The 24,720-nt window shown below is 68.0% G+C and carries 24 protein-coding genes and 1 tRNA gene; 12 read left to right on the forward strand and 13 right to left on the reverse strand.

Annotation, left to right across the window (positions count from 1 at the left end; genetic code table 11):
* Positions 1 to 14: 14 nt before the first annotated feature.
* Complete coding sequence (locus FPZ61_RS02905; RefSeq protein WP_185464470.1) at positions 15 to 833, reverse strand: carbon-nitrogen hydrolase family protein; 819 nt, start codon at positions 831 to 833, stop codon at positions 15 to 17.
* Between the two features lie 82 nt (positions 834 to 915).
* On the reverse strand, positions 916 to 1,671 hold the full coding sequence (locus tag FPZ61_RS02910) for a 2-phosphosulfolactate phosphatase family protein (protein WP_185464469.1): 756 nt from the start codon (positions 1,669 to 1,671) through the stop codon (positions 916 to 918).
* A gap of 53 nt (positions 1,672 to 1,724) precedes the next feature.
* Here FPZ61_RS02910 and FPZ61_RS02915 point away from each other — a divergent pair, with 53 nt between their 5' ends.
* Together FPZ61_RS02915 and FPZ61_RS02920 are read left to right on the forward strand one after the other, a co-directional pair.
* Positions 1,725 to 3,290, forward strand: a complete 1,566-nt coding sequence (locus FPZ61_RS02915; protein WP_185464468.1) for a UbiD family decarboxylase — start codon at positions 1,725 to 1,727, stop codon at positions 3,288 to 3,290.
* Positions 3,291 to 3,314: 24 nt separating this feature from the next.
* Positions 3,315 to 3,755 carry an Rrf2 family transcriptional regulator gene (locus FPZ61_RS02920; protein ID WP_185474736.1) on the forward strand — a complete coding sequence of 147 codons (441 nt, stop codon included), beginning with the start codon at positions 3,315 to 3,317 and terminating at the stop codon, positions 3,753 to 3,755.
* Position 3,756: 1 nt separating this feature from the next.
* Here the strand turns inward: FPZ61_RS02920 and FPZ61_RS02925 are convergent, their stop codons facing one another.
* From FPZ61_RS02925 to hemL, 7 genes are read right to left on the reverse strand one after another with little or no spacing between them, the layout of a single operon-like run.
* Positions 3,757 to 4,878: a calcium:proton antiporter gene (locus FPZ61_RS02925; protein ID WP_185464466.1), complete on the reverse strand. Its 1,122-nt coding sequence runs from the start codon at positions 4,876 to 4,878 to the stop codon at positions 3,757 to 3,759.
* A complete protein-coding gene (locus FPZ61_RS02930) occupies positions 4,871 to 5,617 on the reverse strand; it encodes an ABC transporter ATP-binding protein (RefSeq protein ID WP_185474737.1) in 747 nt (248 codons plus the stop codon). Before FPZ61_RS02930 ends, FPZ61_RS02925 begins: the two co-directional genes overlap by 8 nt.
* Positions 5,614 to 6,384 carry an ABC transporter ATP-binding protein gene (locus FPZ61_RS02935; protein WP_185474738.1) on the reverse strand — a complete coding sequence of 257 codons (771 nt, stop codon included), beginning with the start codon at positions 6,382 to 6,384 and terminating at the stop codon, positions 5,614 to 5,616. The genes FPZ61_RS02930 and FPZ61_RS02935 overlap by 4 nt, the downstream gene beginning before the upstream one ends.
* Positions 6,384 to 7,265 carry a branched-chain amino acid ABC transporter permease gene (locus FPZ61_RS02940; protein WP_370593322.1) on the reverse strand — a complete coding sequence of 294 codons (882 nt, stop codon included), beginning with the start codon at positions 7,263 to 7,265 and terminating at the stop codon, positions 6,384 to 6,386. Before FPZ61_RS02940 ends, FPZ61_RS02935 begins: the two co-directional genes overlap by 1 nt.
* Entirely contained in the window at positions 7,262 to 8,194 is a 933-nt protein-coding gene (locus tag FPZ61_RS02945) for a branched-chain amino acid ABC transporter permease (protein WP_185464463.1), read from the reverse strand. The genes FPZ61_RS02940 and FPZ61_RS02945 overlap by 4 nt, the downstream gene beginning before the upstream one ends.
* Before the next feature lie 7 nt (positions 8,195 to 8,201).
* Positions 8,202 to 9,419, reverse strand: coding sequence for an ABC transporter substrate-binding protein (locus FPZ61_RS02950; protein ID WP_185464462.1), 1,218 nt, complete (start codon positions 9,417 to 9,419; stop codon positions 8,202 to 8,204).
* A complete protein-coding gene (gene hemL / locus FPZ61_RS02955) occupies positions 9,419 to 10,735 on the reverse strand; it encodes a glutamate-1-semialdehyde 2,1-aminomutase (protein WP_185464461.1) in 1,317 nt (438 codons plus the stop codon). Before hemL ends, FPZ61_RS02950 begins: the two co-directional genes overlap by 1 nt.
* A 251-nt stretch (positions 10,736 to 10,986) precedes the next feature.
* On the opposite strand from hemL, the gene FPZ61_RS02960 reads away from it, so the two are divergent.
* On the forward strand, positions 10,987 to 12,480 hold the full coding sequence (locus FPZ61_RS02960; protein WP_370594262.1) for an FAD-linked oxidase C-terminal domain-containing protein: 1,494 nt from the start codon (positions 10,987 to 10,989) through the stop codon (positions 12,478 to 12,480).
* Between the two features lie 46 nt (positions 12,481 to 12,526).
* On the opposite strand, the gene tpiA is transcribed toward FPZ61_RS02960, so the two are convergent.
* Together tpiA and FPZ61_RS02970 are read right to left on the reverse strand one after the other, a co-directional pair.
* A complete protein-coding gene (tpiA, locus tag FPZ61_RS02965; protein WP_185464459.1) occupies positions 12,527 to 13,267 on the reverse strand; it encodes a triose-phosphate isomerase in 741 nt (246 codons plus the stop codon).
* A 32-nt stretch (positions 13,268 to 13,299) separates the two neighbouring features.
* Positions 13,300 to 13,485 (reverse strand): RNA-binding S4 domain-containing protein, encoded by a 186-nt coding sequence (locus FPZ61_RS02970; protein ID WP_185464458.1) that lies wholly within the window; start codon positions 13,483 to 13,485, stop codon positions 13,300 to 13,302.
* 37 nt (positions 13,486 to 13,522) lie between these two features.
* On the opposite strand from FPZ61_RS02970, the gene FPZ61_RS02975 reads away from it, so the two are divergent.
* From FPZ61_RS02975 to FPZ61_RS02985, 3 genes are read left to right on the forward strand one after another with little or no spacing between them, the layout of a single operon-like run.
* Positions 13,523 to 15,262 (forward strand): ABC transporter ATP-binding protein, encoded by a 1,740-nt coding sequence (locus tag FPZ61_RS02975; protein WP_185464457.1) that lies wholly within the window; start codon positions 13,523 to 13,525, stop codon positions 15,260 to 15,262.
* A 33-nt stretch (positions 15,263 to 15,295) separates the two neighbouring features.
* Positions 15,296 to 15,664 carry a hypothetical protein gene (locus tag FPZ61_RS02980; protein ID WP_255441301.1) on the forward strand — a complete coding sequence of 123 codons (369 nt, stop codon included), beginning with the start codon at positions 15,296 to 15,298 and terminating at the stop codon, positions 15,662 to 15,664.
* Between the two features lie 27 nt (positions 15,665 to 15,691).
* Complete coding sequence (locus FPZ61_RS02985; protein ID WP_185464456.1) at positions 15,692 to 15,922, forward strand: DUF6447 family protein; 231 nt, start codon at positions 15,692 to 15,694, stop codon at positions 15,920 to 15,922.
* Positions 15,923 to 15,940: 18 nt separating this feature from the next.
* On the opposite strand, the gene FPZ61_RS02990 is transcribed toward FPZ61_RS02985, so the two are convergent.
* Positions 15,941 to 16,666, reverse strand: coding sequence for a DUF3386 domain-containing protein (locus FPZ61_RS02990; RefSeq protein ID WP_255441302.1), 726 nt, complete (start codon positions 16,664 to 16,666; stop codon positions 15,941 to 15,943).
* Between the two features lie 26 nt (positions 16,667 to 16,692).
* Positions 16,693 to 19,998, reverse strand: coding sequence for a carbamoyl-phosphate synthase large subunit (carB, locus tag FPZ61_RS02995; RefSeq protein ID WP_185464454.1), 3,306 nt, complete (start codon positions 19,996 to 19,998; stop codon positions 16,693 to 16,695).
* Positions 19,999 to 20,114: 116 nt separating this feature from the next.
* Here carB and FPZ61_RS03000 point away from each other — a divergent pair, with 116 nt between their 5' ends.
* The 6 genes from FPZ61_RS03000 to FPZ61_RS03025 all read left to right on the forward strand — a co-directional run bounded on the left by FPZ61_RS03000 (position 20,115) and on the right by FPZ61_RS03025 (position 24,638).
* Positions 20,115 to 20,750 carry a DUF3318 domain-containing protein gene (locus FPZ61_RS03000; RefSeq protein ID WP_185464453.1) on the forward strand — a complete coding sequence of 212 codons (636 nt, stop codon included), beginning with the start codon at positions 20,115 to 20,117 and terminating at the stop codon, positions 20,748 to 20,750.
* On the forward strand, positions 20,743 to 21,150 hold the full coding sequence (gene rsfS / locus FPZ61_RS03005; protein ID WP_185464452.1) for a ribosome silencing factor: 408 nt from the start codon (positions 20,743 to 20,745) through the stop codon (positions 21,148 to 21,150). Before FPZ61_RS03000 ends, rsfS begins: the two co-directional genes overlap by 8 nt.
* A 42-nt stretch (positions 21,151 to 21,192) precedes the next feature.
* Complete coding sequence (locus tag FPZ61_RS03010) at positions 21,193 to 21,696, forward strand: CGLD27 family protein (protein ID WP_185464678.1); 504 nt, start codon at positions 21,193 to 21,195, stop codon at positions 21,694 to 21,696.
* 31 nt (positions 21,697 to 21,727) lie between these two features.
* Positions 21,728 to 22,711 carry an asparaginase gene (locus FPZ61_RS03015; protein WP_185464451.1) on the forward strand — a complete coding sequence of 328 codons (984 nt, stop codon included), beginning with the start codon at positions 21,728 to 21,730 and terminating at the stop codon, positions 22,709 to 22,711.
* Positions 22,712 to 22,761: 50 nt separating this feature from the next.
* Positions 22,762 to 22,838, forward strand: a tRNA-Met gene (locus FPZ61_RS03020).
* 120 nt (positions 22,839 to 22,958) lie between these two features.
* Positions 22,959 to 24,638, forward strand: a complete 1,680-nt coding sequence (locus tag FPZ61_RS03025) for a GMC oxidoreductase (RefSeq protein ID WP_185464450.1) — start codon at positions 22,959 to 22,961, stop codon at positions 24,636 to 24,638.
* The last annotated feature ends 82 nt before the right edge of the window (positions 24,639 to 24,720 follow it).

Genomic DNA, 24,720 nt, shown 5'->3' on the forward strand with positions numbered 1-24,720 from the left:
TGGTGTCCTCAGGATCAGAACAGCGAAGGATGGCGGTGGTTGAGGCTGGGCATCTGGTTGCGGACCCGCTGGCCATGGTCCGGGTCGACGGGGGCCACCGCAAGCCCCACGCCGATGCCGGCATCGGCCAGGACAGTCCCCCAGGGATCGATCACCAGCGCATGGCCATGGCTCTGGCGTCGGCCGTAGTGGAGGCCAGTCTGGGCCGGGGCCAGCACATAGGCCGTGTTCTCGATCGCCCGGGCCTGCAGGAGCACCTGCCAGTGATCCTTCCCGGTGAAGGCGGTGAAGGCCGCCGGAATCATGATCAGCTCGGCGCCGGCACCGGCCAGATGGCGGTAGAGCTCAGGAAAGCGCACGTCGTAGCAGATCGAGAGACCGATCCGGCAGAGACCGGGAGCATCGACCACGGGCGGCAGGGCAGTGCCGGATCGGACGGTTTCCGATTCCCGGTAGGTGTTGCCGTCAGGCAGATCCACATCGAAGAGGTGGATCTTGTCGTAGCGGGAGAGCAGCTGGCCGTCGCGGCCCACCAGCTCCGCCCGGTTGTAGGTGAGTCGCTCGCCGGCGGGGACGGGGAAGCCACCACCGAGCAGGGTCACCTGGTAGCGGCGCGCCATCGTCACCAGGAAGCGGCTGCAGCGCTCCGCCAGGGTCGGAGCCAGCTCCAGTCGGCGTTCGTCGTCGCCCATGAAGGCGAAGTTCTCCGGCAGGCCCACCAGTTCGGCGCCGCGCCGGGTGGCCAGTTCGATCTGCTCCTCGGCGGCGGCGAAGTTGGCGTCCGGATCGGGCGTGCTGGTGAGTTGCACTGCGGCAGCCAGAAAGCTCGTCACCGTTAGGAAGTGCCAGGTCGGCGGAACTTTAGGGGGAGGTTCGTCGGGGTTCCGGCCGGATCGGCCCCCTCACGGGCTGGCCTCAGCTGGCCTTGAGCACCCCGGGCTCCGCCTGCATCGGCACGATCGTGAGGTTGTCAACGGCTGCGCAGCACTGGAAGTCGGCGTCGTGGTTGCCCAGCCTGATCAGTCGCTGGCCATGGCTGGCGGTGCGCAGGCAGGCCTCGGGGTCGTGCTGCCATTGCCGCCAGAGGGCCAGGGCTGCCACCATCTCGTCGTTGCCGGTCTCCACAATGATTCCGGCGGTGGGAGCCAGGTCGAGCAGGGCGGCGGCCACCGCGCCCGCCGCCAGGCTGTCCTCGAGCGAATAGGACCCTTCCCAGCCGCTGCCCACGATCCAGACGTTCTCCACACCCCGCTCGATCAGCCGCCGTGCCACGGCTGTGCGGTTCGGCAGGCAGGCCGTGAGCAGCAGCGGCAGCTCCCGCACCCGATCCAGGGAGCGGGTGCCGTTGGTGGTGCTCATGAAGATCCGCTTTCCCGCCACCAGCTCCGGGGTCACCCCCAGGGGGGAGTTGCCCAGATCGAAGCCTTTCACCCTGGCCCCGCCGCGTTCGCCGGCGGTGAGCCGGCGCTCGGCGGGCCAGGCGGCGGCACTGGTCTTGAGGGCCTCCAGGTCGGCGAACGCCTGGATCGCCTCAGCACCGTTCTCCAGGGCCCAGGCCATGGTGGTGGTGGCCCGCAGCACATCGATCACCACCGCAGCATCGGGGCTGCCGCCTTCCGCTCGCTCGGCGGCGGGGACACGTTCTGAGGTGTGGAAGGTATGGATCAGCACGGCACGGCGGACGGGGAGGGTGCGCCACAGTAGTCAGCAACGGAACAGGACGGATGCAGGCAGTGTTGCCGCGGAGCACCACCCGCGACCTGCGAGGGTTTCTGGCGCTGCTGGAGCAGCGCGGCCAGCTGCGGCGGATCACCGCTCCGGTTGATCCCGATCTGGAACTGGCCGCCATCGCCGACCGCGTGCTCGCCCGCGGTGGGCCCGGACTTCTGTTCGAGAACGTGATCGGCAGCCCGATGCCGGTGGCCGTCAACCTGCTCGGCACGGTGGAGCGGGTGGTCTGGAGCATGGGCCTCGAGCGGGCTGAGCAGCTGGAAGACCTGGGCGAGCGGCTGGCGCTTCTGCAGCAGCCCCGCCCCCCGAAGGGTCTGCGCGAAGCAGCCCGTTTCGGCGGTGTGCTCTGGGATGTGGTCAAGGCCCGTCCCGACCTCGACCTGCTTCCCCCCTGTCATCAGCAGGTGATGAAGGGGGACCAGGTGAACCTCGACGCCCTGCCGCTGGTGCGCCCCTGGCCCGGTGATGCCGGTGGGGTGATCACCCTCGGGCTGGTGATCACCAAGGACCCGGAGAGCGGCGTGCCCAACGTGGGGGTCTACCGGCTGCAGCGCCAGTCGCTGAACACGATGACCGTGCACTGGCTGAGTGTGCGCGGTGGCGCCCGCCACCTGCGCAAGGCTGCGGCCCTGGGCAAGCCCCTGGAGGTGGCGGTGGCGATCGGCGTCCACCCCTTGCTGGTGATGGCCGCCGCCACGCCGATTCCGGTGCAGCTGAGTGAGTGGCTGTTCGCCGGCATCTATGCCGGCGAAGGGGTGCGGCTGGCGAAGTGCAAGACGTTGAATCTGGAGGTGCCCAGCCACAGCGAGGTGGTCCTGGAGGGAACGATCGCTCCCGGGGAGGTGCTCCCGGATGGCCCATTCGGGGATCACATGGGCTTCTACGGCGGCGTGGAGGATTCCCCCCTGGTGCGCTTCCACTGCGTGACCCAGCGGCGTGATCCGATCTTCCTCACCACCTTCAGCGGCCGCCCTCCCAAAGAGGAAGCGATGCTGGCCATCGCTCTCAACCGGATGTACACCCCGATCCTGCGCCAGCAGGTGCCGGAGATCGTCGACTTCTTCCTGCCGATGGAGGGCCTCAGCTACAAGTTGGCGGTCATCGCGATCGACAAGGCCTACCCCGGCCAGGCCAAGCGGGCGGCGATGGCCTTCTGGAGCGCCCTGCCCCAGTTCACGTACACCAAGTTCGTGGTGGTGGTCGACAAGACGATCAGCATCCGCGATCCACGCCAGGTGATCTGGGCGATCAGTGCCCAGGTGGATCCCCAGCGGGATCTGTTCGTGCTTGAAGACACCCCGTTCGACAGCCTGGATTTCGCCAGCGAGCGGCTCGGTCTCGGTGGTCGCCTGGCGATCGACGCCACCACCAAGATCGGCCCTGAGAAGCGACACGACTGGGGAGAACCGCTGCGCCGCACAGCCGAGCAGGAGGCCCAGGTGGATCGCCGCTGGGCCGAGCTGGGCCTCTCCGACATCGACGCCAGTGATCCCGATCCGGCGCTGTTCGGCTACACCCTCGAGCATGTGCTCGAGAGGCTGGCGGCTCGCAGGGCGTAGGGCGATGCTCTCCCCCTGGCGGTGATGCTCAAGCGGCGGGGCCTTCAGGCGATTCAGGCCTTGCTGGAGCTGGCACTGCAGCCCGAGAGCTGGCGCTCGGGCCCTGATCTGGCCGCCAGCCAGGCGATTCCCGAGCCGATGCTGGAGCAGGTGCTGCTCCAGCTGCGCCGCGCCGAGCTGGTGGAGGCCCGGCGCGGCCGCCATGGCGGGTACAGGCTCCAGCGTGCTGCCGCCGCCATTCCCCTGCTGGAGGTGTTGCGGGCCGTGGAGGCGGACCCCTCCCAGCAGGCTTCCACTGCGGCAGCCCCTGAGCAGGCGGGAGAACAGGTGGCCCTGGCCCTGGAGAGCCGGTTGCAACTGGCTCTGGAGCGTGAGCTGGCCCGTCTCACCCTGGAGGAACTGCTCTACGACCTGCGCAGCACCCAGGAGTGCCTGCGCCAGGAGGGGGGGCTGATGCTGGGCTGAGTCATGAAGCGGCTGGGAGCAGCAGTGCCCCGAGCGCGAAACTGGCATACAGGAGCAGCAGCTGCAGGCCCTCGTACCAGCTGAGCTGGCGGTCTTTGCTGATCCAGTCGACCACCAGCACGGTGCAGCCCAGGCAGGCCAGGGCCACTGGAGGGAAGGCCAGGTGCAGGTAGCGCCCCATCACCAGGCCCGAGAGCACCAGAACGGGCAGCACGAACAGCAGCAGCTGCAGGCTGGATTCCACCGTGCTGCTCATGGTCAGATCCATGTTGCCGTCGGCGCTCGCCTGGATCGCCACAAGGGCTTCCGCGAAGCTGCCGAACAGTGGCAGCAGGAACAGCCCCACGAACAGGGGACTCAGGTTCAGCTGCTCCACCAGTTGCTCCAGGGAGTTCACCAGGGCATCCGACACCCCCACCAGCATCAGACTGACCAGGGCGATCAGCCCCAGGATCGAGGCCATCGAAGCCTGGGGCTGGATTCGCTCGCTCACCGAGGACTCCTGCTGGGCGAACAGCCGACGATGGGTGCCGAGCTGATAGACGAACGAGAGCAGGTAGTAGCCCAGCACCAGGGCCGACACCAGAACTGAGTAGAGGGCAAAGCCCTCGAAGCTGTTGGTGCCGGCCGAGATTCCCTCCCCCTGGTGAAGCAGGAAGATCGTCGGCACTGAAAGCAGGATGGAGCTGATCAGCAGTTGCTGGGTCTGCAGCTGGGTGCTGTGGGGATGGATCGGCACGGCGATCACCCGTCGGCTGGCCACCAGGGTGCTCAACCCCAGCACCAGCAGGCAGTTGGTGATCACGGCGCCCGCCAGGCTGGTGACCACCAGCGGATAGAGGCCGCTGTTCAGGGCGGTGAACAGGACCACCAGATCCACCAGATTGCCCAGGGTCACGCTCACCAGACCCCCGAGACGGTTGCCCAGCCTCCGGGCCAGGGCATGCACCAGCACGGCGACCATCCGTCCGAGCGGTGCAAGCCCCAGACCGTGAAGCGCGAAGCTCAGCACCACCGGGATCCCCTTCAGGCCCAACCCCGCGCTGGAGAGCAGGGTCAGCAGGGTGAAGGGCAGCAGCAGGCTCCAGCGGCTGACCAGAAGCTGTCGGATCAGATCAACCATCGCCTGGCTCCCCTTCCCCCAGGTAGGTGTCTTTCAGGTCGGGGTGGGCCATCAGTTCGGCGGCGCTGCCGCTGAGGCTGATGCTGCCGGCCTGGAGCACCACCCCCCGGTCAGCGATGGCCAGGGCGGCATGGGCGTTCTGCTCCACCAGCAGGATCGTCAGCCCCTCACGGTGCAACTGCTGGAGGATTGCCATCACCTCGGCCACCAACAGCGGCGCGAGTCCAAGACTGGGTTCATCCAACAGCAGCAGCCGAGGCCGACCCATCAGGGATCGGGCGATCGCCAGCATCTGCTGCTCGCCGCCGGAGAGGCTGCCGGCAGGTTGCGAGCGACGTTCGCCCAGGCGCGGAAAGCGCTCGTAGCAGCGCTGCAGATCGCGAGCGATGGCACGCCGATCGCGGCGCAGATAGGCTCCGAGCTCCAGGTTCACCGCCACGCTCTGGCGGGCGAGCACCCGCCGTCCCTCGGGGCAGTGGCCGATGCCGAGCCGCACCGTTCGCTCGGTGGCGGTCCTGGCCAGGGAGCGGCCCCGCCATTCAATCAGCCCGGCGACCGGCTTCACCAGCCTAGATATGGCCCGCAGGGTGGTGCTCTTGCCGGCGCCGTTGGAGCCCAGCAGGGCCACCAGCTCTCCCTGCTGGATCTGCAGATCAATGTCCTGCAGGGCGCTGATCGGGCCATAGCGCACCGACACCCCCCGCAGGGCCAGCAACGGCGGCGCGGCGGGGGTGCTCATGAACTCACCCCCAGGTAGGCCTCGATCACGGCGGGATCGTGCCGCACCAGCTCAGGGGTGCCCAGGGCAAGGCGACGGCCGAAATTCAGCACTGCCAGCCGGTCGCAGAGGCGCATCATCAGCGGCACGTGGTGCTCGATCACGAGCACGGTGAGTTCGGAGCGGGCGCGCAGGCCGAGGATCAGGGCTGAAAGTTCCTCTTTCTCGATCGGATTCATGCCGGCGGCCGGTTCATCAAGCAGCAACAGGCGCGGGCCGGTGGCCAGTGCACGGGCGATCTCCAGACGCCGTTGCGATCCGTAGGGAAGGCTGCCCGCCGGCTGCTGGGCCACAGCGGACAGATCCACCAGTTCCAGCAACTGCAGGGCCTGCTGCCGCAACTCCACCTGGTGCCGGCGAAAGGACCTCCCGCCGATCAGGGCGCCGAGCAGGGGGGAGTGCCCCCGCTGGTACAGGCCGATCAGCACGTTCTCCAGAGCGCTCAGCCTGGCGAACAGGCGCAGGTTCTGAAACGTGCGAGCGATGCCCAGCCGGTTGATGCGATCGGGCGGGAGGCCGCCGATCGCTTCCCCGCTCCAGCGGATCAACCCCGCTGTGGGACGGCCCACCCCGGAGATCAGGTTGAACAGGGTGGTCTTGCCGGCCCCATTGGGGCCGATCAACCCGAAGATCTCCCCCTGCTCCACCTGCAGGGACACCTGATCGAGGGCGAGCAGGCCACCGAAGCGGCAAGTCACCGCCTCCAGTTCCAGCAGGGGTGCCGGCATCAGGCTCTTCTCACGGCTGCTCGGATGCGGGCCAGGCCCTCTGGGGTGATCACCCCCTGCGGAAAGAGGATCGGACCCACCAGGATCACCAGGCCGAACAGGATCAGGCGCAGATCCCCCACCGGTCGCAGCAGTTCGGGCAGAGCCGTGATCACCAGTCCACCAAGGACCGGCCCCAGCCAGATCCGGGAGCCGCCGAAAACCACGAAGGCCAGGGTGGTGATGCTGGCATCGAAGCTGCCCTGACGGGCGTTCCAGGTGTTGAGGAAGTGGGCGGCCAGCACGCCGGTGAGGGCAGCGATCACGGCGCTGAGCACGAAGGCGATCAGTTTCACGTCGGCGGTGGGAATGCCCATGCAGCGGGCGGCCAGTTCGTCTTCTCGGATGGCCGACATGGCCCGCCCCAGCCGCATGGCCTCCAGCCGGGAGCACAGCCAGCAGGTGAGGGCGAGCAGCACCCCTGTGGCCAGGGCATAGCCCGCGGGGCCGTCGAAAGGCTGGGGAATGCCGAAGATCCCCACGGCGCCGCCACTCCAGGCCATGTTCAGGTTCAGCACCCGCAGGATCTCCACCAGGGCGATGGTGGCGATGGCCAGATAGATCCCACGCAGCTGCAACACCGGTCGCCCCAGCACCAGGGCCACAGCGCCTGCCACCAGGGCCGCCAGCAGCAGCTCCAGGGCAAGGGAGGTGAGGGGATAGCTGGCTCCCCCGCCCGAAAGGGCGGGCCAGCGGGTGGAGAGCAGGGCGGCCACATAGCCGCCGATGGCGTAGAAGCCCGGTGTGGCCAGCGACAACTGCCCGCAGCGCAGAGGCAGATAGACCGAAAGGGCCAGCAGGGCCCCGAAGCCCATCTGCACCAGCAGGGACAGATCCCTCACACCTTGCTCGCCAGGGGTTTGCCGAGCAGTCCCCGGGGCCGCAGCAGCAACACCAGGAACAGAATCGCGAACGCCACCCCGTCCTTGTAGCCGGAGAAATCAGAGGGCACGAGGGCCTCGGCCAGCCCCACGATCAGGCCGCCGAGCACCGCCCCCGGGACGCTGCCCAGCCCACCCAGCACCAGCACCCCCAGACCCTTGAGCCCGTAGCCGATTCCGAAGTAAGGCCCGGCGATGCTCACGCTCAGCCCCACCAGCCCACCGGCCACCCCCGCCAGGAAGCCGCTGACGGCGAAAGCGAGGCGGATCATCGCGCCTGAATCGATCCCCAGCAGGCGCGCGGTGACGGGATCCTCCGACACCGCCTGCAGGGCCTTGCCGCCGCGGCTGCCCTCCAGCCAGAGGGTGAGCAGCACCAGCAGCAGGGTGGCCACCAGGAGCAGGAGCAGCTGCACGGTGCGGATCTGGGCGCCGCCCAGGTTCAGCGCAGCCGGCAGCCCAGCCAGGGTGGAGGAGGGGATCGAGTAGCTCTCGGCCCCCATCAGCAGCTGCACCAGATTCACCAGCACCACCCCCGCCCCCAGACTGGAGATCAGAGAAAGCAGCGGCTCTGCCTGGCGCTTTCGCAAGGGGCGGAAGGCCACGGCCTCCACCACCAGACTCACCAGCGCGGAGCCGGCCCCGGCCAGCCCCAGGGCCAGCCAGAACGGCAGGGCCAGGGGCAACTGCAGGCCAGCCAGCAGCCCATTGGCGCCCACCGCGCCACCGATCAGCAGGTAGGTGAGGTAGCCCCCGATCGTGAACACGGCCCCGTGGGCGAAGTTGATCACCCCCAGCACGGAGAACACCAGGGTGTAACCCAGGGCGAACAGGGCATAGACCGCCCCGGAAGCCAGGCCGTTGATCAGAATCTGCAGGAGGTGAACCACGCCAGATTCAGGGCAGCAGGGCGAAACGGCCGTTCAGGCTGCCGGGCTTCATCTGCACCTGGGCCACGTGGAAGCGTTGCTGCACCACTTCGCCATCGGGGCTGAAGGCGATCTCGCCGAGGGGGGTGTCATAGCGGCCGGAGAGCAGTTCCGCCATCAGCGCCTTTCGGGCATCGGCAAGGGAGAACTGGCTCAGTGGTTGGCGTTTGTTGAGTCGCTGCAGGGCCTCGGCCACCACCTGGTAGGCGCTGAAAGCCTGGGCGGTGAGCTGGGGCGGAATCGCCCCACCCTTGGCCAGTTTGTAGAGGGCCACGAACTCACGGTTCATGGGCGTGTCGAGCTCCGGGCTGTAGGCCTGCGCGATCAGGATGCCGTCGCAATAGGCCTGGCAGATCGGATAGATGTTCGGGGTGTTCATGCCGTTGCCCACCACGATTGAGCCCTTGTAGCCCAGTTCCCGCAGCTGACGGATCAGATTGCCCCCATCCACCGCCTGGGCGGAGATCACGATCAGATCAGGTGTCTGGCGCAGGGCGCCGGTGATCTGGTTCTGAAAATCCTGGTCATTAAGCTGGGTGCGCTGCACCGTGACCGGCTTCAGCCCCTTGTCGGCGAGAGCCTTCTGGAAAATGGCGCTCTCGGAAGTGCTGTAGGCGTCGTCCTGGGCATAGAACACCGCCGCTCGCCGGATCGAGGGGTTCAGCTCCAGGGCCTTGGCAATCGAAAGGGGGGCAATCTCGGTGCTTGGAGCCGACACGCGGCTGATGAAGCCGCCGATCTGGGGGATGTTGGTGGCGGTGTTGGACGGGGCCACCACCGGCACCCCCCGGCGCTGAGCGATCGGGTCGGCCGCGAAAGCCTGCTGAGAGAGGGTGGGACCGACCAGGGCCACCACGCCGGCATCGATCAGCAGATTAAAGGCCTGGGTGGCGGTGGCCTCATCACCACCGCCATCCTCCAGGCGCAGGCTGAGCTCCGGGGCGCCGGGGGAATCAGCCTTTCTCCGCTTCTGGTGCCAGGCCTGGGCCAGCTCGAGCCCGATCTGCTGATCCTGGCCGTAGGCATTGGCATTGCTGGTGAGCGAGAGCACAGCCCCGACGGGGACCCCGCCCTCGACCTGAAGCGGCAGGTCGTCGGCGCGGGGGCCGCAGGCGGCCAGAGCGGCAGCCAGGGCCAGGGCGCCCGCCAGGGCAGCGCCGGGAAGAGAGCGCTGGCCGGCCTCCATCAGGCGATGGCGGCGAAGCAGTCGCGGAAGGCACTGAGGGTGGCCTCGATGTCGGCGTCGCTGTGGGCCAGGGAGGTGAACCCAGCCTCGAAGGCGCTGGGAGCCAGGTAAACGCCGCGCTCGAGCATGGCCCGGTGCAACCGGCCAAAGCGCTGGCTGTCGGTGGCCTTGGCTTCCTCGAAGTTGCGCACAGGGCCCTCGCAGAGGAAGAAGCCGAACATGGCACTGATGGAGCCACCGCAGATCGGCAGACCGGCTTCCCGACCCGCCGCAAGAATGCCGCCTGAAAGGCGCTTGGTGATCGCCTCGAGCCGTTCGTAGCTGCCGGGCTGCTTGAGCAGCTCCAGGGTCTTGATGCCGGCGGTCATCGCCAGGGGGTTGCCGCTGAGGGTGCCGGCCTGATACATCGGGCCGGCAGGGGCCACCATCGCCATGATCTCCGCCCGGCCGCCGTAGGCGCCCACGGGCAGGCCGCCGCCGATCACCTTGCCAAGGGTGGTGAGATCGGGTGTGATGCCGAAGCGGGCCTGGGCACCCCCGTAGCTGATGCGGAAGCCCGTCATCACCTCATCGAACGTGAGCAGCGCACCGTGCTCGGTGGTGAGTTCGCGCAGTCCTTCCAGGAAGCCCGGTTCAGGGGTGATGAATCCGGCGTTGCCCACCACGGGCTCGAGAATCACCCCGGCGATCTCGCCGGGGTTGTCGGCGAACAGCTGCTTCACCGCCTCCAGGTCGTTGTAGGGGGCGGTGAGGGTGTTGGTGGTGGTGGTTCGGGGCACCCCGGGGGAGTCGGGAAGCCCCAGGGTGGCGACGCCCGACCCAGCCTTCACCAGGAACATGTCGGCGTGGCCGTGGTAGCAGCCCTCGAACTTGATCAGCTTGTCGCGGCCGGTGAAAGCCCGCATCAGCCGCAGCACCGACATGCAGGCTTCTGTGCCTGAGTTGACGAAGCGCACCATCTCGACGCTGGGGACGGCATCGATCACCATCTCCGCCAGCGTGTTCTCCAGAGCGCAGGGAGCACCGAAGCTGGTGCCCTTGTCGAGGGCCTCGTGCAGGGCGGCGATCACCTCGGGGCGGGCGTGACCGCAGATCGCAGGACCCCAGCTGCCGATGTAATCGATGTAGCGATTGCCATCGACGTCCCAGGCGTAAGCCCCCTTGACGCGGTCGAAGACGATCGGTTCACCGCCCACCGAACGGAAGGCCCGCACCGGCGAGCTGACTCCCCCGGGCATCAGTTGCAGGGCGGCACTGAAGAGGTCCTGGGAACGGGAGGTGTTCAGGGCAGGAACCGATACAGGGGCCGAAGTCAAAGCGTGATCCGCGGACGTTCAAGAAGTCTGGAATCGGGTTGATCCCTGGGGACCACCCTCTCCACCACCAGACCATGATCCATCCTCGCCCAAAGCGGTGCGGATCGCACGGCTGGAAGAAGGAATGCCGGCGCCTCCTCCCCCTGTGATCCCCATGGCCCTGCTCCGGGGGGGGTGTCCTAACGCCACCCTCGCTATGGTCTGAGTGATGCATGTCCTTGTTGGCTGACCCCTTGGCCGAGCCGCCTGCCCTGACCCTGCCCTGGGGGCGGATCGAGCGGCGCCTGCGCCAGTTTCTGCCCGGCAGGGCAGTGGTGGCCCGGCGCCAGGAGCTGCTCACGTACGACAGCGATGGCCTGACCCTGCACCGGCAGGAGCCTCCCCTGGCCGTGCTGCCGGAAACCACCGAGCAGGTGGCGGCTGTGCTGAGCCTCTGTCACGAGGAAGGGGTGCCGTTCGTGGCCCGGGGCAGCGGCACCGGCCTCTCCGGCGGAGCCGTGGCCGAGCAGGAGTCTCTGCTGGTGGTCACCAGTCGGATGCGCTCAGTGCTGGCCCTCGATCTCGAGAATCAGCGGATCACGGTTCAGCCTGGAGTGATCAACAGCTGGGTCACCCGCGCCGTCTCCGGCGATGGTTTCTATTACGCCCCCGACCCCTCCAGTCAGGTGGTCTGCAGCATCGGCGGCAACGTGGCCGAAAACGCCGGGGGGGTGCACTGCCTCAAGTACGGCGTCACCAGCAACCATGTGCTGGAGCTGGAGGTGGTGCTTCCCGACGGCCGGATCACCCGGCTGGGGGGCTCCCTCGCCGAAATGCCCGGCCTGGATCTGCGTGGAGTCTTCATCGGCAGCGAGGGCACCCTCGGCATCGCCACGGCCATCACCCTGCGGTTGCTGCGTCAGCCCCAGACCGTGCAGGTGCTGCTGGCGGATTTCCCCTCGATGGAAGCCGCCGGGGAAGCGGTGCGACGCGTCACGGAAGCGGGGGTGCTGCCGGCGGGGATGGAGATCATGGATAACTTCACGATCAATGCCGTCGACGACCTCTTCGGCTGCGATGAATACCCCCGCGATGCGGCGGCAGTGCTGCTGATCGAGCTCGACGGTCGCCTGGAGGAGGTGGATGCCGCGGCGTTGCGGACCATGGAGCTCTGCCGCCGGGCCGGGGCCCGGTCGTTGCGCCGGGCCGAATCAGACACCGACCGGGCCCTGCTCTGGAAGGGCCGCAAGTCGGCCTTCGCTGCCGTGGGCCGGATCACGCCCACGTATTACGTCCAGGACGGTGTAGTTCCCCGCAGCGCCCTTCCGGCGGTGCTGGCGGCGATCGAGCTGCTCAGCCGCCGCTACTCCCTGCCGGTGGCCAACGTCTTTCACGCCGGGGACGGCAACCTTCATCCGCTGATCCTCTACGACGCCAGCCAGGAGGGTGTTCAGGACCGGGTCCAGGCCCTCGGCGCCGACATCCTGCGGCTCTGCATCGACGCCGGTGGCAGCATCACCGGGGAACATGGCGTGGGTGCCGACAAGCGCTGCTACATGGACTGGATGTTCTCTCCAGACGACCTGAGCACGATGCGCCTGGTGCGCCAGGCTTTCGATCCGGAGGGTCGGGCCAACCCCGGCAAGCTCTTCCCCACGCCTCGCAGCTGTGGGGAGTCGGCGCGGCTGGCCCGCACCGTGCGCGTCAACGTGGCGGCCGGCAAGGAGGCCGACCGGCCCCTGCCCGCCTCCCTCGAGGTGTTCTGAGGGCAATTCAGGCGTTTCGGCCCGCGCTGCCCTCCGGCGCGATGGCTCAGGCGGCCACCGGCACCTGGTAGCGAGCGATTCTGGCGAATCCCGCCGGATCAAGGGACGCCCCACCCACCAGCACCCCGTCGATGTCCGGCTGGGCCATCAGCAGGTCGATGTTCTCGGCCTTGACCGAGCCGCCGTACTGGATCACCACATCGTCGTAACCGACCCAGCGGCGGATCAGCGCGCAGATCCGGTTGGCCTCCTCGGCGCCACAGGTCTTGCCGGTGCCGATCGCCCAGATCGGTTCATAGGCCACCACCAGCTGGGTGGGGTCCAGGCCTTCGAGGCCCTGGTCCACCTGTCGGCGGATCACCCGCTCGGCCTCTCCGGCTTCCCGCTGGGAATCGCTCTCGCCCACGCACAGGATCGGGATCATTCCGGATTTCTGAGCTGTGCGCGCCCGCAGGTTGATCTGCTCGTCGGTTTCGCTGTAGTACTTACGCGGTTCGCTGTGGCCCACGATGGCGTGGCTGACTCCGTGCTCCAGCAGCATCGGGGCCGAGATCATGCCTGTGTAGGCCCCCACGTCGTCCCAGTGGACGTTCTGGGAGGCAACCTTGACAGGACTGCCCTCGATGGCCTCGCTCAGGGTGGCGATGGCGGTGAACGGAGGTGCCAGCACCACCTCCCGATCGCTGGGCAGATCCCCCAGCAGTGGCAGGAAGGTGTCGGCATAGGCCCGCGCTTCGGCGCAGGTCATGTGCATCTTCCAGTTCCCTGCAATCACGGCCTTGCGCACAGGATCGTCCTCGCTGAGAAATGCCCCACAACCTAGTTGGCGGCGTGGACCACCAGTTTCATCCCAGCCAGTTCCACGGCGTCGCCAGGCAGCAGCTGGCGGCCGCGGCGGCGCTCCACCTCACCGTTGACCCGCACCTCGCCCCCCTGCACCCGGACCTTGGCTTCACCGCCGGTCCCCACCAGGCCCTGGTACTTGAGGAATTGATCGAGGCGCAAGGAAAGGGAGCCGGATCGGCGCTGATAAGGTTCGCCGATGCTCGCATCACCCCCGGCCGGCTTTCGAGGGCTGTTGCCGCTGCTGAAGCCCCACCGCCGCAGGCTGGTGGCCGGTGGCCTGTGCATGCTCGTGTTCGTGGCCTGCTGGCCCTTGCTGGCCGCCCTGGCCGGTCGCCTGATCCCGGCCATCGGCGCAGGTGATTTCCCTCAGGTGCTGCGGGCGATTGCTCTGGCCCTGGCGGTGTTCCTGGTGCAGAAGCTGGCCCAGTTCGGCCAGGACACCCTGCTGGCCTCCCCGGCTTTGCAGGTGAGCCAGGCCCTGCGCAGCCAGTTGTTCGCCCGCCTGCAGCGCCTGGAGTTCGGCGCCCTCGAGAAGCTCTCGGCCGGAGATCTCACCTATCGCCTCACCGAAGACGCCGACCGGGTCGGGGAGGTGATTTACAAAACGATCCAGGACACCACTCCCAGCCTGCTGCAGCTGGTGGTGGTGTTCGGCTACATGGTGTTTCTTGATTGGAAGCTGTCCCTGGCCACCCTGCTGCTGGCGCCGCTCGTGGCGGTGATGGTAAGCAGTTTCGGCGCCCGGGTGATGGGAGCCGCCGAGCGCAGCCAGAAGCAGGTGAGCGAGCTGGCGGGGCTGCTGGCCGAGGCCATCGGAGGTCTGCCCCTGGTGCGGGCCTTTGCGGCCGAGGCCTGGTTGCAGAACCGCTTTGAGCAGGAGATCGACCTGCACCGGCGGGCCCGTTACCGCACCCTGCGCCTGCTGGCCCTTCAGCATCCCGTGGTGGGCTTCATCGAAGCGGCGGGAATTCTCTCGGTGCTGCTGATCGGAGCGGCCCGCATCCAGGCCGGGGGGCTCGACAGCCAGGGCTTCAGCTCCTATGTGGCGGCCCTGCTGATGCTGATCGATCCGATCTCGCACCTGACCACCAATTACAACGAGTTCCAGCAGGGCCAGGCCTCACTGCGGCGCCTGCGCGAGATCGAGCGCGAGCCGGTGGAGATCCCCGACAGCCCCGGGGCCCAGCCGCTCGGGCCGGTGCGCGGGGCCCTGCGACTGGAGCAGGTCTGGTTCGGCTACGACCCCGAGCAGCCGGTGCTGCGGAACCTCGATCTGAGTGCTGAGCCCGGTCAGCTGGTGGCCCTGGTGGGTCCATCTGGCGCCGGCAAAAGCACCCTGTTTTCCCTGTTGTTGCGTTTCAACACCGCCCAGCGCGGGCGCGTGCTGCTCGATGGCCAGGACCTCGCAGGTCTGCGGGCCGCCGACCTGCGCCGTGCCGTGGCCCTGGTTCCCCAGCAGAGCCGTGTGTTCTCCGGCAGCGTGGCCGAGGCGATCCGCTTCGGGCGTCCCGCCAGCGACGCGCAGGTGCGCCAGGCGGCCCGACTGGCCAATGCGGCAGGCTTCATCGAAGCCCTCCCCGAGGGATACCACTCCCGCCTCGAGGAGCGAGGCAGCAACTTCTCGGGCGGGCAGCTTCAGCGCATCGCCATCGCCCGTGCGGTGCTGGGCGACCCGGCCGTGCTGTTGCTGGATGAGGCCACCAGCGCGCTCGATGCCGAGGCGGAGGAGGCGGTGCAGCAGGGCCTGAAGCAGGCCATGGCCGGCCGCACCGTGCTGGTGATCGCCCACCGGCTCTCCACGGTCCAGGGGGCTGACCAGATCCTGGTGCTCGAGGGCGGCGGCATCGTCGAGCGCGGCAGCCATGATCAGCTCATGGCCCGTCCCGGTCGCTATCGCGAGCTGTGCGACCGTCAGTTGATCCGAGTGGCGGCCTGACCCTCCACCGTCCAGTTCCACGCTCAAGCGGCCATGGCAGAGATGCCCCAGTGGGAGTACCGGGTGATCCACATCAATGTGGAGAACAGCTCCCCACCACAACCGCCCGATCCCCAGGCCGCCAGTCAGAAGCTGCAGGGGATGCTCAGCCCGGAATTCATTGCCCGGGAATTTCCCGAGTTCTACGGAGCCTCCCAGACGCCCCGCCACCCGGCCGAGCAACTGCAGTTCTTCATGAACCTGCTGGGCAAGGAGGGCTGGGAGATGGTGGAGGCGGCCCAGGTGGGCCCGTTGCTGATGTTCTTCTTCAAGCGGCCCCGCCGTCCGGCCCCGGCCAAGCTGCCGCCGGCCGGTGCTTCGCTGGCCGCGCCCCCCGCCGAGAGCCCGCCGGGCGCGGCTTAACCTGCGCGGGACGACACAGTGGTGACCTTGACGGCCTCTTCCAACCAGCCCCCCGTGCTCACGTTCGAGGGCAAGCGCTATGAACTCAACGCTCTCCCCGACGACGTCAAGGAGCTGGTGCGGGGGATGCAGGTGGCCGATGCCCAGCTTCGCCTCTACGAGGACACCCTCAAGGTGCTGGCGGTGGGACGGCAGTCGATGGCCTTTCAGCTGAACGAACGGCTCAAGACCATCCCCGCCCTTCCGGACGGGGTCTGAACGAACTGGGCGAAGCGATCAGGCGACCGGCTTCTCCGCTGGGGTGGGCTCGAGCGCTTCAAAGCGGAAGATCTGCTCGCTGGTCGTCTCCGGCGCTTCGGGATCCTCGCTGCTGATCACCCGCTCCGCCAGCACCCAGGGACCCACGCCGCCGAGGGGCACGAAGGTGTCGGTGAAGTGGCTCCTGCCGCCGCGGGCTTCGCCCGTGGCTGGATCGCTGTACTGGCTGGTGTAGGTGTGGCTGAGGTAGCCGGCACCGGTGTCCGTGGTGCTGCCGGTGAAGATCGTGACCACGGTGCCGTGGATCTGACGGTGCACCATCGTGACCACCGAATCCTTGATGCGATAGCGATCACCGGCGTTCTTGCCGCCCACGATCACCTCGAGCCCCACGGCATCGGTGTCGCCGGCACTGAAGGTGTTGGCGCCGTGGGTCTGCTCGAAGCTGCGGCGCACCCGGTGAATGCAGACCTCCCAGAGTTGGGAGCCGACGGCTTTGCTGATGGTCTCGTCCTCGATGCCCTCCACGCTGGCCTTCAGGTCGGCGCCCACGCGGAACCGGCCCTCCACCCGCTGCTCCCCCTGCTGCCAGACGCAGCGTCCCTGGTAGCCGCCGAAACCGGGATCCCAGGTGTAGCGGTTCTCGTAGGCGGCGCGGAACAGCTCCCGGATGTCGCTGCCCGGGGCGATCGGCTCGCCGGCCTGGCCGGCATTGGAGCTGATCGGAGTGGCTGTGCTGGTCAAGGGGCCGTCGGCGGAGGCCCTCAACCCTAACGAGCGGAATCGGGGTGGATGTCCTGCAGCGCCGTGACCGTGAGCTCCTGGCTCTGAAGGGTGGCGATGGCCTCCACCGCCGCCCTGGCACCCGCGAGGGTGGTCACCGTGGGTACGAGGTAGTCAAGCGCCGCCCTGCGCAAGTACCGATCGTCGTGGGTGGCCTGGCGGCCGATCGGGGTGTTCACGATCAGCTGAATCAGGCCGGAGCGGATCGCGTCCTCGATGTTCGGCCGGCCTTCATGCACCTTCAGGATCGACTCCACCTCCAGGCCCGCCTCCCGCAGCACGGCGGCGGTGCCGGTGGTGGCGATCAGGGCCAGCCCCAGCTCCGAGAGGCGCTGGGCCACCGGCACCAGGGAAGGCTTGTCGCGGTCGTGGGTGGAGAGGAAGACGGTACCTCCGAGGGGCAGGGCTTCGCCGGCGGCGATCTCAGCCTTGGCATAGGCCATGCCGAAGCTGGCGCCGCTGCCCATCACTTCCCCGGTGGAGCGCATTTCCGGACCGAGCAGGGTGTCGGATCCTGGAAAGCGCTTGAAGGGCAGCACCGCCTCCTTCACGTTCTGGAGGGGTGGCCTGGGCTCGCTGGTGAGGCCCAGCTCGCGGAGGCTGTGGCCGGCCATCAGCAGGCTGGCGATCTTCGCCAGGGGCACACCGGTGGCCTTGGCCACGAAGGGCACGGTGCGGGAGGCCCGGGGGTTGGCCTCGATGATGAACACCCGCTCCGCCTGCACGGCGAACTGGAGGTTGATCAGGCCGCTCACGTCGAGGGCCAGGGCGAGGGCTTCGGTCCACTGGCGGATCGTGGCCAGGGCCTGATCGGAGAGCGACACCGCCGGCAGGGCGCAGGCCGAATCACCCGAGTGGATGCCGGCTGGCTCGATGTGCTCCATCAGGCCGCCGATCACCACGCTTCCCTGCCGGTCGGCCAGGGCGTCCACGTCCACTTCAGTGGCGTTCTCGAGGTACTGATCGATCAGCACCGGGTGATCGGGCTCCACCTGCACCGCCTCCACCATGTAGCGGTTCAGTTCCTCCTCGTCGAAGACCACCTCCATGGCCCGGCCCCCCAGCACGTAGCTGGGGCGCACCACCACCGGATAGCCCACCCGATCAGCCACGGCGCGGGCCTCGGCCTCGCTGCGGGCCAGGCCGTTGCGCGGCTGGCGGATGTCGAGTCGACGCAGGATCGCCTCGAACTGCTCGCGGTCCTCGGCCTGATCAATCGATTCCGGTGAGGTGCCCCAGAGCCGGGTTCCGGTGGCCAGACCTTCCGGCCCGGCCAGCCAGCGCAGCAGGGGCAGGGCGAGCTTGAGCGGGGTCTGGCCGCCGAACTGGACGATCACCCCCTCCGGTCGTTCCGCCTCGATCACGTTCAGCACGTCTTCGAGGGTGAGCGGCTCGAAGTAGAGCCGATCGCTGGTGTCGTAGTCGGTCGACACCGTCTCCGGGTTGCTGTTCACCATCACCGTGGCGAAGCCATCGGCCCGCAGGGCGAAGGAGGCGTGGCAACAGCAGTAGTCGAACTCGATGCCCTGGCCGATGCGGTTCGGTCCGCCGCCGAGGATCATCACCTTGCGGCGACGCTCCGGTTGCACTTCATCCTGGGACTCCAGGCGCACGAGCGCTCCGGAGTCATCGAGGCGCTCGAGGGGCCGCTCGTAGGTGGAGTAGTGATACGGGGTGGTGGAGGAGAATTCCGCCGCGCAGGTGTCGACGGTCTTGAACAGGGCATTCACGCCAAGCCCCTGACGGGTTCGGCGCACGCTCAGTTCGTCGCTGCCGCTGGCCCAGGCGATCTGGCGGTCGGAGAAGCCCAGCTGCTTGAGTTCCAGCAGATCAGCTGCCGAGAGCTGCTCCAGCCTGCGGTCCCGCAGCAGCCGCTCTTCAGCTTCGAGCAGTCGCCGCAGCTTGCCGAGAAACCAGGGGTCGATGGCGCTGAGCCGGTGGATGTCGTCGTCGCTGCGTCCCGCCACCATCGCGGCCCGTACGGCGTAGATCCGATCGGGCGAGGGCGTACGCAGCATTCGCTCGAGGTCGCTGGGCTCCGGGGGTTCGTCGTGGCGGTCGCAGCCCCAGCCGGCATGGCCTGTTTCCAGGGAACGCAGGGCCTTCTGAAACGATTCCTCGAAGCTCCGGCCGATCGCCATCGCCTCCCCCACCGACTTCATCGAGGTGGTGAGCACCGCCGGGGAGCCCCGGAACTTCTCAAAGGCGAAGCGCGGGATCTTGGTGACCACGTAATCGATCGTGGGCTCGAAGCAGGCCGGGGTCTTGCCCGTGATGTCGTTGAGGATCTCGTCAAGGGTGTAGCCCACCGCCAGGCGGGCGGCGATCTTGGCGATCGGGAAGCCGGTGGCCTTCGACGCCAGCGCCGAGGAGCGGCTCACCCGAGGGTTCATCTCGATCACCACCACATCGCCGTTGGCGGGATTGATGGCGAACTGGATGTTGCTGCCGCCGGTCTCCACACCGATCTCGCGGATGATCGCGATCGACTGGTCACGCAGCCTCTGGTACTCCCTGTCGGTGAGGGTCTGGGCGGGGGCCACGGTGATCGAATCCCCCGTGTGCACGCCCATCGGGTCGAGGTTCTCGATGCTGCAGATGATCACCACGTTGTCGGCCAGATCGCGCATCACCTCCAGTTCGAACTCCTTCCAGCCGATCAGTGACTTCTCGATCAGGATCTGGTTGACCGGGCTGGCTTCCAGGCCGCTTTTGCAGAACGCTCGGAACTCCTCGGGGTTGTAGGCGATGCCGCCGCCGGATCCCCCGAGCGTGAAGGCCGGCCGGATGATGCGGGGGTAGCTGCCGATCGCCTCCCCCACCGTCTCGGCCTCCTCAAGCGAAGAGGCGATGCCCGAGGGGCACACGGCCACCCCGATCCGCTCCATGGCCTCCTTGAACAGCCGCCGGTCCTCGGCCTTCTGGATCGCTTCGAGGTTGGCGCCGATCAGCTCCACCCCGAAGCGCTCAAGGGTGCCGTCCTCGGCCAGGGTGACCGCCAGGTTGAGGGCGGTCTGGCCGCCCATGGTGGGCAGCAGGGCATCGGGACCCTCCAGCTCGATCACCCGTCGCACCACGTCGGGAGTGAGTGGCTCGATGTAGGTGCGATCCGCCATCTCCGGATCGGTCATGATCGAAGCGGGGTTGGAGTTCACGAGCACCACCTCGTAGCCCTCGTCGCGCAGGGCCTTGCAGGCCTGGGTGCCTGAGTAGTCGAATTCGCAGGCCTGGCCGATCACGATCGGTCCCGAGCCCAGCAGAAGGATGCGATGCAGATCCGACCGGCGGGGCATGGGCGGCGTCTGAACGGCCAAACGACGCCAGCCTCTCACGGCCCCTCCACGTCGCGGGCGTTGGGGTGCTGTGTCCTCGCTAACGTGAGCATCTTGTGATCGGCGATCGTGGCTCCATGAGCGAACTCCAGCGCCTGAAGGGGCTCCTCCCTCCGGAGATGCAGAGCTGGGTGTTCGTGGAAGCGGCCGCCTCGGCCGACCCGCCTCTGATCACGATCGAGGAGATCGGCCGCGACGAGGTGGAGGTCCAGGTGGATCTGACCAAGTGGGAGCCCTTCGCCCTCGATCACCGCAACCTGCTCTTCTGGCATGAGGTGGGGCGCATTCAGAACGATGCCGTCCCCCGCGACGGCTGGGAGATGGCCGCCCTGGCGATCGGCCTCGGCGGAGCGATCGGTGAACTCTGGGTTCAGGACGGCCTGCTGCTGATGATGGCCCTGGGCCTGTCCGGATTCGCCGGCTACCGCCTCTACCTCAAGAACAACAACGAGAAGCGCCTGCAGGACGCCATCGCGGCCGACGAGCGGGCCATCTCCCTGGCCTGCCGCTTCGGCTACACCCTCCCCAACGCCTACAAGAGCCTGGGGGGCGCCCTGAAGGAACTGCTCGAGCAGACCCGCAAGAAGCGCCGCCGCTCCTTCTACGAAGACCGCCTCGAGGCCCTGCGCAAGAGTGCCGGGCGGGCCAGGGCTGAAATGGCCCAGCAACAGGGAAGCCGTCAGTCCGTGACCAGTGAGAACGTCTATGGCTGATCCAGCCCGAAGCCCCATTGCCGTGGACTCCGGTGACAGCCGGGATCTGGCCCTGCTGGCCGCCGAAGCCTGTGACGACCGCAAGGCGATCGACATCCAGTTGATCCGGGTGGAGGAGGTCTCCTCCCTGGCCGACTGGTTTGTGATCTGCTCCGGCCTCTCCGATGTTCAGGTGCGCGCCATCGCCCGCTCGGTCGAAGATCGTCTTGAGCTGGAGGCCGCCCGCCTGCCCCTGCGCAAGGAAGGCCAGAGCGAAGGCCGCTGGGTGTTGCTTGATTACGGCGAGCTGATCGTGCATGTGCTCACACCGGCGGAGCGCAGCTACTACGACCTCGAATCCTTCTGGGGACACGGTGAACACGAGCCGTTCCTAAGCTCTGCTCAAGCTCTTCCCCAATGAGGGCCGACCCGGCGACTGCCTGCTGACTCCCCCGTGACTGCCATGGATCAGGCCTGCTCGGAGAGCCCCTGCCCGGTGCCGCACGACCAGCGCCCTCTTGAGGAGTATCGCCAGCTCTGTTCCTCCTGGTTCTTCGCCTGGCCCTCCCTCACCAGTGCAGGACTGTGGCGCCCCCTGCTGATCAGCTGGCTGCTGTCGCTGCCGCTCACCGCCCTGATCAGCTCGGGCAGCTGGACACTGCGCCATGACCCCCTGCGGCAGGTGGCCACCGCTGTGGTGGCGGCCGTGTTGCCTGCCCTGCTGCTGCTCTCCCGTCAGTGGCTGGGCTGGTCCTACGTCAACCGTCGCCTGATCGCCGAGCGGGTCGAGTACGAGGAATCCGGCTGGTACGACGGCCAGGTGTGGGAGAAGCCCCTCGCCTGGCGCCAGCAGGATCTGCTTGTGGCCCGCCACCAGGTGCGGCCGGTGCTGGTGCGGCTGCGGCAGGCCCTCGGCCTGGCCCTGCTGCTGCTGCTCAGCGGCGCTGGCCTCTGCCAGGCTCTCTGAGCGCTCCACCCGCGGTCCCCATTTCCCCCCGATGACCCTGTCTTCCAGTTTCGGCAGCCCCCAGCGCCCCGGGGTTCCTCCCCTTGAGGTGCGTCTGCTGCGCAACGGCATCGCGGAGTCGGTCCATCGTGTCCACGCCGCGGTCTGCGACAAGCGGGGCCGCGTGCTGATGCGCGCCGGTGATCCCCAGCAGCTCAGCTTTGTGCGCTCGGCGCTGAAGCCTTTCCAGGCCATGGTCTTTGTGAGCAGTGGCGCAGCCGATCAGACCGGCAGCGGCGACCGGGGTCTGGCCATGGCCTGTGCCTCCCATGCCGGCACCGCCTCCCACGCCCGCGAGGCCTTCAAGATCCTCTGGAGCGCCGACATCGAGGCCGAACAGCTGCAGTGCCCCACCCCTGCAGGTGCCGACAGTCCGCTTCAGCACAACTGTTCCGGCAAGCACGCAGCCTTTCTCACCACCTGCCGGCGTCTGCATTGGCCACTGGAGAGCTATCTGCAGGTGGACCACCCCCTGCAGCAGCAGATCCTGCGCCGGGTGGGGGAACTGCTGGGTCTTCCCGGCGCTGAGCTGGTCACTGCGCGAGACGACTGCGGAGCGCCGACGCTGCAGCTGCCCCTGGCCCAGATGGCCCTGCTGTTTGCCCATCTCGCCTCCTCCGAGCACGCCGATCTCGAGCGGCTCAGCAGGGCGATGCTTGCCCATCCCGAGCTGGTGGCCGGTGAGGGTCGCTTCGACACCGAACTGATGGCCCGTGGTCACGGCATGGTGATCAGCAAGGGCGGCGCCGAGGGGATCCAGTGCATCAGCCGGGTGGGCGAGGGACTCGGACTGGCGATCAAGGTGGAAGACGGCGCCAGCCGTGCCAAGCACGCCGTGGCGCTGCACCTGCTGGAGCAACTGGACTGGCTCACCCCGCTCACCCTCGAAGAACTCAAGCGTCAGTTCCTCGTGCCCGGAGAGGCACTGGAGCTGGCGGTGAGCGGAGAACTGCGCTTCGACGCAGCCATCCCCTGAGCGTTCGGTTTGCTGGCCGGCACCTCCGGCTGGTACTCTCCTCCCAGCGCCGCGGGGTAGAGCAGTCTGGTAGCTCGTCGGGCTCATAACCCGAAGGTCAGGAGTTCAAATCTCCTCCCCGCCACCACATCACCAAAGCCCAGCCATCCTCAGGTGGCTGGGCTTTTTGCTGGCCGTTCGCCCCCGCAGGCCGCGCCCGGAACCCCTCCCCTAGCCTCGCCCCTGACGCTGGCTGGGAAGCCCAGGGATGTCCTCAGGCCTTGCCGCTTCGTTCCGATTCGATCCATCCATCACCTACGACGCCGTGGTGGTGGGCTCAGGAGCCACGGGCGGGGTGGCCGCGATGGTGCTGGCGGAGGCTGGCCTGAGGGTGCTGGTGCTGGAGGCTGGCCCCGACCTGAGCCCGGAGAGGGCCTTCGGCCGGGAACCGCTCAACAGCCTGCGTCGGCTGGCCAACCTCAGTAGCGGCCGCCAGCGGCTGCAGAGTCAGCATCCGGGCTACTGGAAAGCCAATCCCGATCTCTACGTGGATGAGCTCCAGAACCCCTACACCACCCCCGAGCAGCGGCCGTTCCTGTGGAGCCGGGGCAGGCAGGTGGGTGGAAAGAGCCTCACCTGGGGCGGCATCACCCTGCGCCTCTCCGACCACGAGTTCAAGGCGGCCGAGCGGGATGGGCATGGCCTGCCCTGGCCGATCGTCGGGGAGGATCTCGCCCCCATCTATGACCGTCTCGAGCGCATGCTCGGCGTCCATGGCCAGCGCGATGGGCTACCCCAGCTGCCCGACGGCCAGTATCTGCCTCCGCTGCCCTTCACCCCCGCCGAGAAGCACCTGGGCGCAGCGATCGCCCGCGACCTGGGGCTGCCCCTGATTCACTCCCGTGGGTTCCGTCGGCAGCGTCCCTCGCCGAGCAACCCCTGGCCTCGCTCCTGTTCCCAGGGCGGCGCCCTGGCCCGTGCCCTGGCCAGCGGCAGGGTCTGCCTGCGCAGTGACGCTGTGGTCAGCCACGTGGAGATGACCGACCGTGGCCTGGCCGATGGGGTCGTGTTCCTTGATCGGCTCAGTGGCGCCAGTCACCGCTGCAGAGCAGCGCTGGTGGTGCTCTGCGCCTCCACGCTCGAGAGCGTGCGCATCCTGCTGCATTCCGGTGAGCCCCATCAGAGCGGCGGTCTGGTGGATGGGTCGGGCACCCTGGGCCGCTACCTGATGGATCACATCTCCACCAGTCGCTTCTTCGCCCTGCCCGACCAGCCCGCGCCGGAGGAGGCCACCGAACTGTCGGGGGCGGGCAGTGCCTTCATCCCCAACACCGTCAACCTCGACGGCCTCGGCGAGCTGCCTTTTCTGCGGGGCTACGGGATCTGGGCGGGGGTCCAGCGTTTCGATCCGCCTGTCCCGCTCAAACGCCGGAGCCAGGAGGCGGTGGGGTTTCTGATCGGCCATGGCGAGGTGCTGCCCTGGGCCGAGAACCGGCTCAGCCTGAGCGCCACCGAGCGTGACGCCTGGGGACTGCCGGTGCCGCACATCGATTGCCACTGGGGGGAGAACGAGAGGCTGATGGTGGCCCACATGCAGGAGCGCATGCAGCAGGTGGTGGCCGCCGGGGGAGGGCGGATCCGCCCTCTTGAGGACCTCTTCCTGTTCCCCCTGGCCGAACCGCTCGTGCGCCGCGGGGTGGCCCTGGCTCCAGCGGCAGCCCCTCCCGGTTATTACATCCACGAACTGGGGGGCGCACGGATGTCGTCGAGCCCTGAGCAGGGTGTGCTCGACCCCTGGAACCGCCACTGGCAGGCGCGCAACCTGCTGGTGACCGATGGTTCCTGCTGGCCCAGTGCCGGCTGGCAGAGCCCCACACTCACGGAAATGGCGATCACCTGGCGGGCGTGCGCGCGGGCCGCTGATGATCTGCGTCGCTCGACGATGTGAGCAGCTGAACACCGACACCGGCAACTGGTGTCGATGACCACAATCCCCCAGCTGATGAGGCCGCACACTCTGCAGGCGACCT

This window comes from Synechococcus sp. BSA11S, from assembly GCF_014224355.1.
In the GTDB taxonomy this organism is placed as follows: Bacteria; Cyanobacteriota; Cyanobacteriia; order PCC-6307; family Cyanobiaceae; genus Regnicoccus_A.

Bases quoted from the DNA above. Each gene is read 5' to 3' on its own strand.
- FPZ61_RS02915 (WP_185464468.1), top strand. From the start codon at position 1,725: ATGCAGGCAGTGTTGCCGCGGAGCACCACCCGCGACCTGCGAGGGTTT.
- FPZ61_RS02920 (WP_185474736.1), top strand. From the start codon at position 3,315: ATGCTCAAGCGGCGGGGCCTTCAGGCGATTCAGGCCTTGCTGGAGCTG.
- FPZ61_RS02925 (WP_185464466.1), bottom strand. From the start codon at position 4,878: ATGGTTGATCTGATCCGACAGCTTCTGGTCAGCCGCTGGAGCCTGCTG.
- FPZ61_RS02930 (WP_185474737.1), bottom strand. From the start codon at position 5,617: ATGAGCACCCCCGCCGCGCCGCCGTTGCTGGCCCTGCGGGGGGTGTCG.
- FPZ61_RS02935 (WP_185474738.1), bottom strand. From the start codon at position 6,384: ATGCCGGCACCCCTGCTGGAACTGGAGGCGGTGACTTGCCGCTTCGGT.
- FPZ61_RS02950 (WP_185464462.1), bottom strand. From the start codon at position 9,419: ATGGAGGCCGGCCAGCGCTCTCTTCCCGGCGCTGCCCTGGCGGGCGCC.
- FPZ61_RS02975 (WP_185464457.1), top strand. From the start codon at position 13,523: ATGCTCGCATCACCCCCGGCCGGCTTTCGAGGGCTGTTGCCGCTGCTG.
- FPZ61_RS02980 (WP_255441301.1), top strand. From the start codon at position 15,296: ATGGCAGAGATGCCCCAGTGGGAGTACCGGGTGATCCACATCAATGTG.
- carB (WP_185464454.1), bottom strand. From the start codon at position 19,998: ATGCCCCGCCGGTCGGATCTGCATCGCATCCTTCTGCTGGGCTCGGGA.
- FPZ61_RS03000 (WP_185464453.1), top strand. From the start codon at position 20,115: ATGAGCGAACTCCAGCGCCTGAAGGGGCTCCTCCCTCCGGAGATGCAG.
- rsfS (WP_185464452.1), top strand. From the start codon at position 20,743: ATGGCTGATCCAGCCCGAAGCCCCATTGCCGTGGACTCCGGTGACAGC.
- FPZ61_RS03010 (WP_185464678.1), top strand. From the start codon at position 21,193: ATGGATCAGGCCTGCTCGGAGAGCCCCTGCCCGGTGCCGCACGACCAG.
- FPZ61_RS03015 (WP_185464451.1), top strand. From the start codon at position 21,728: ATGACCCTGTCTTCCAGTTTCGGCAGCCCCCAGCGCCCCGGGGTTCCT.
- FPZ61_RS03025 (WP_185464450.1), top strand. From the start codon at position 22,959: ATGTCCTCAGGCCTTGCCGCTTCGTTCCGATTCGATCCATCCATCACC.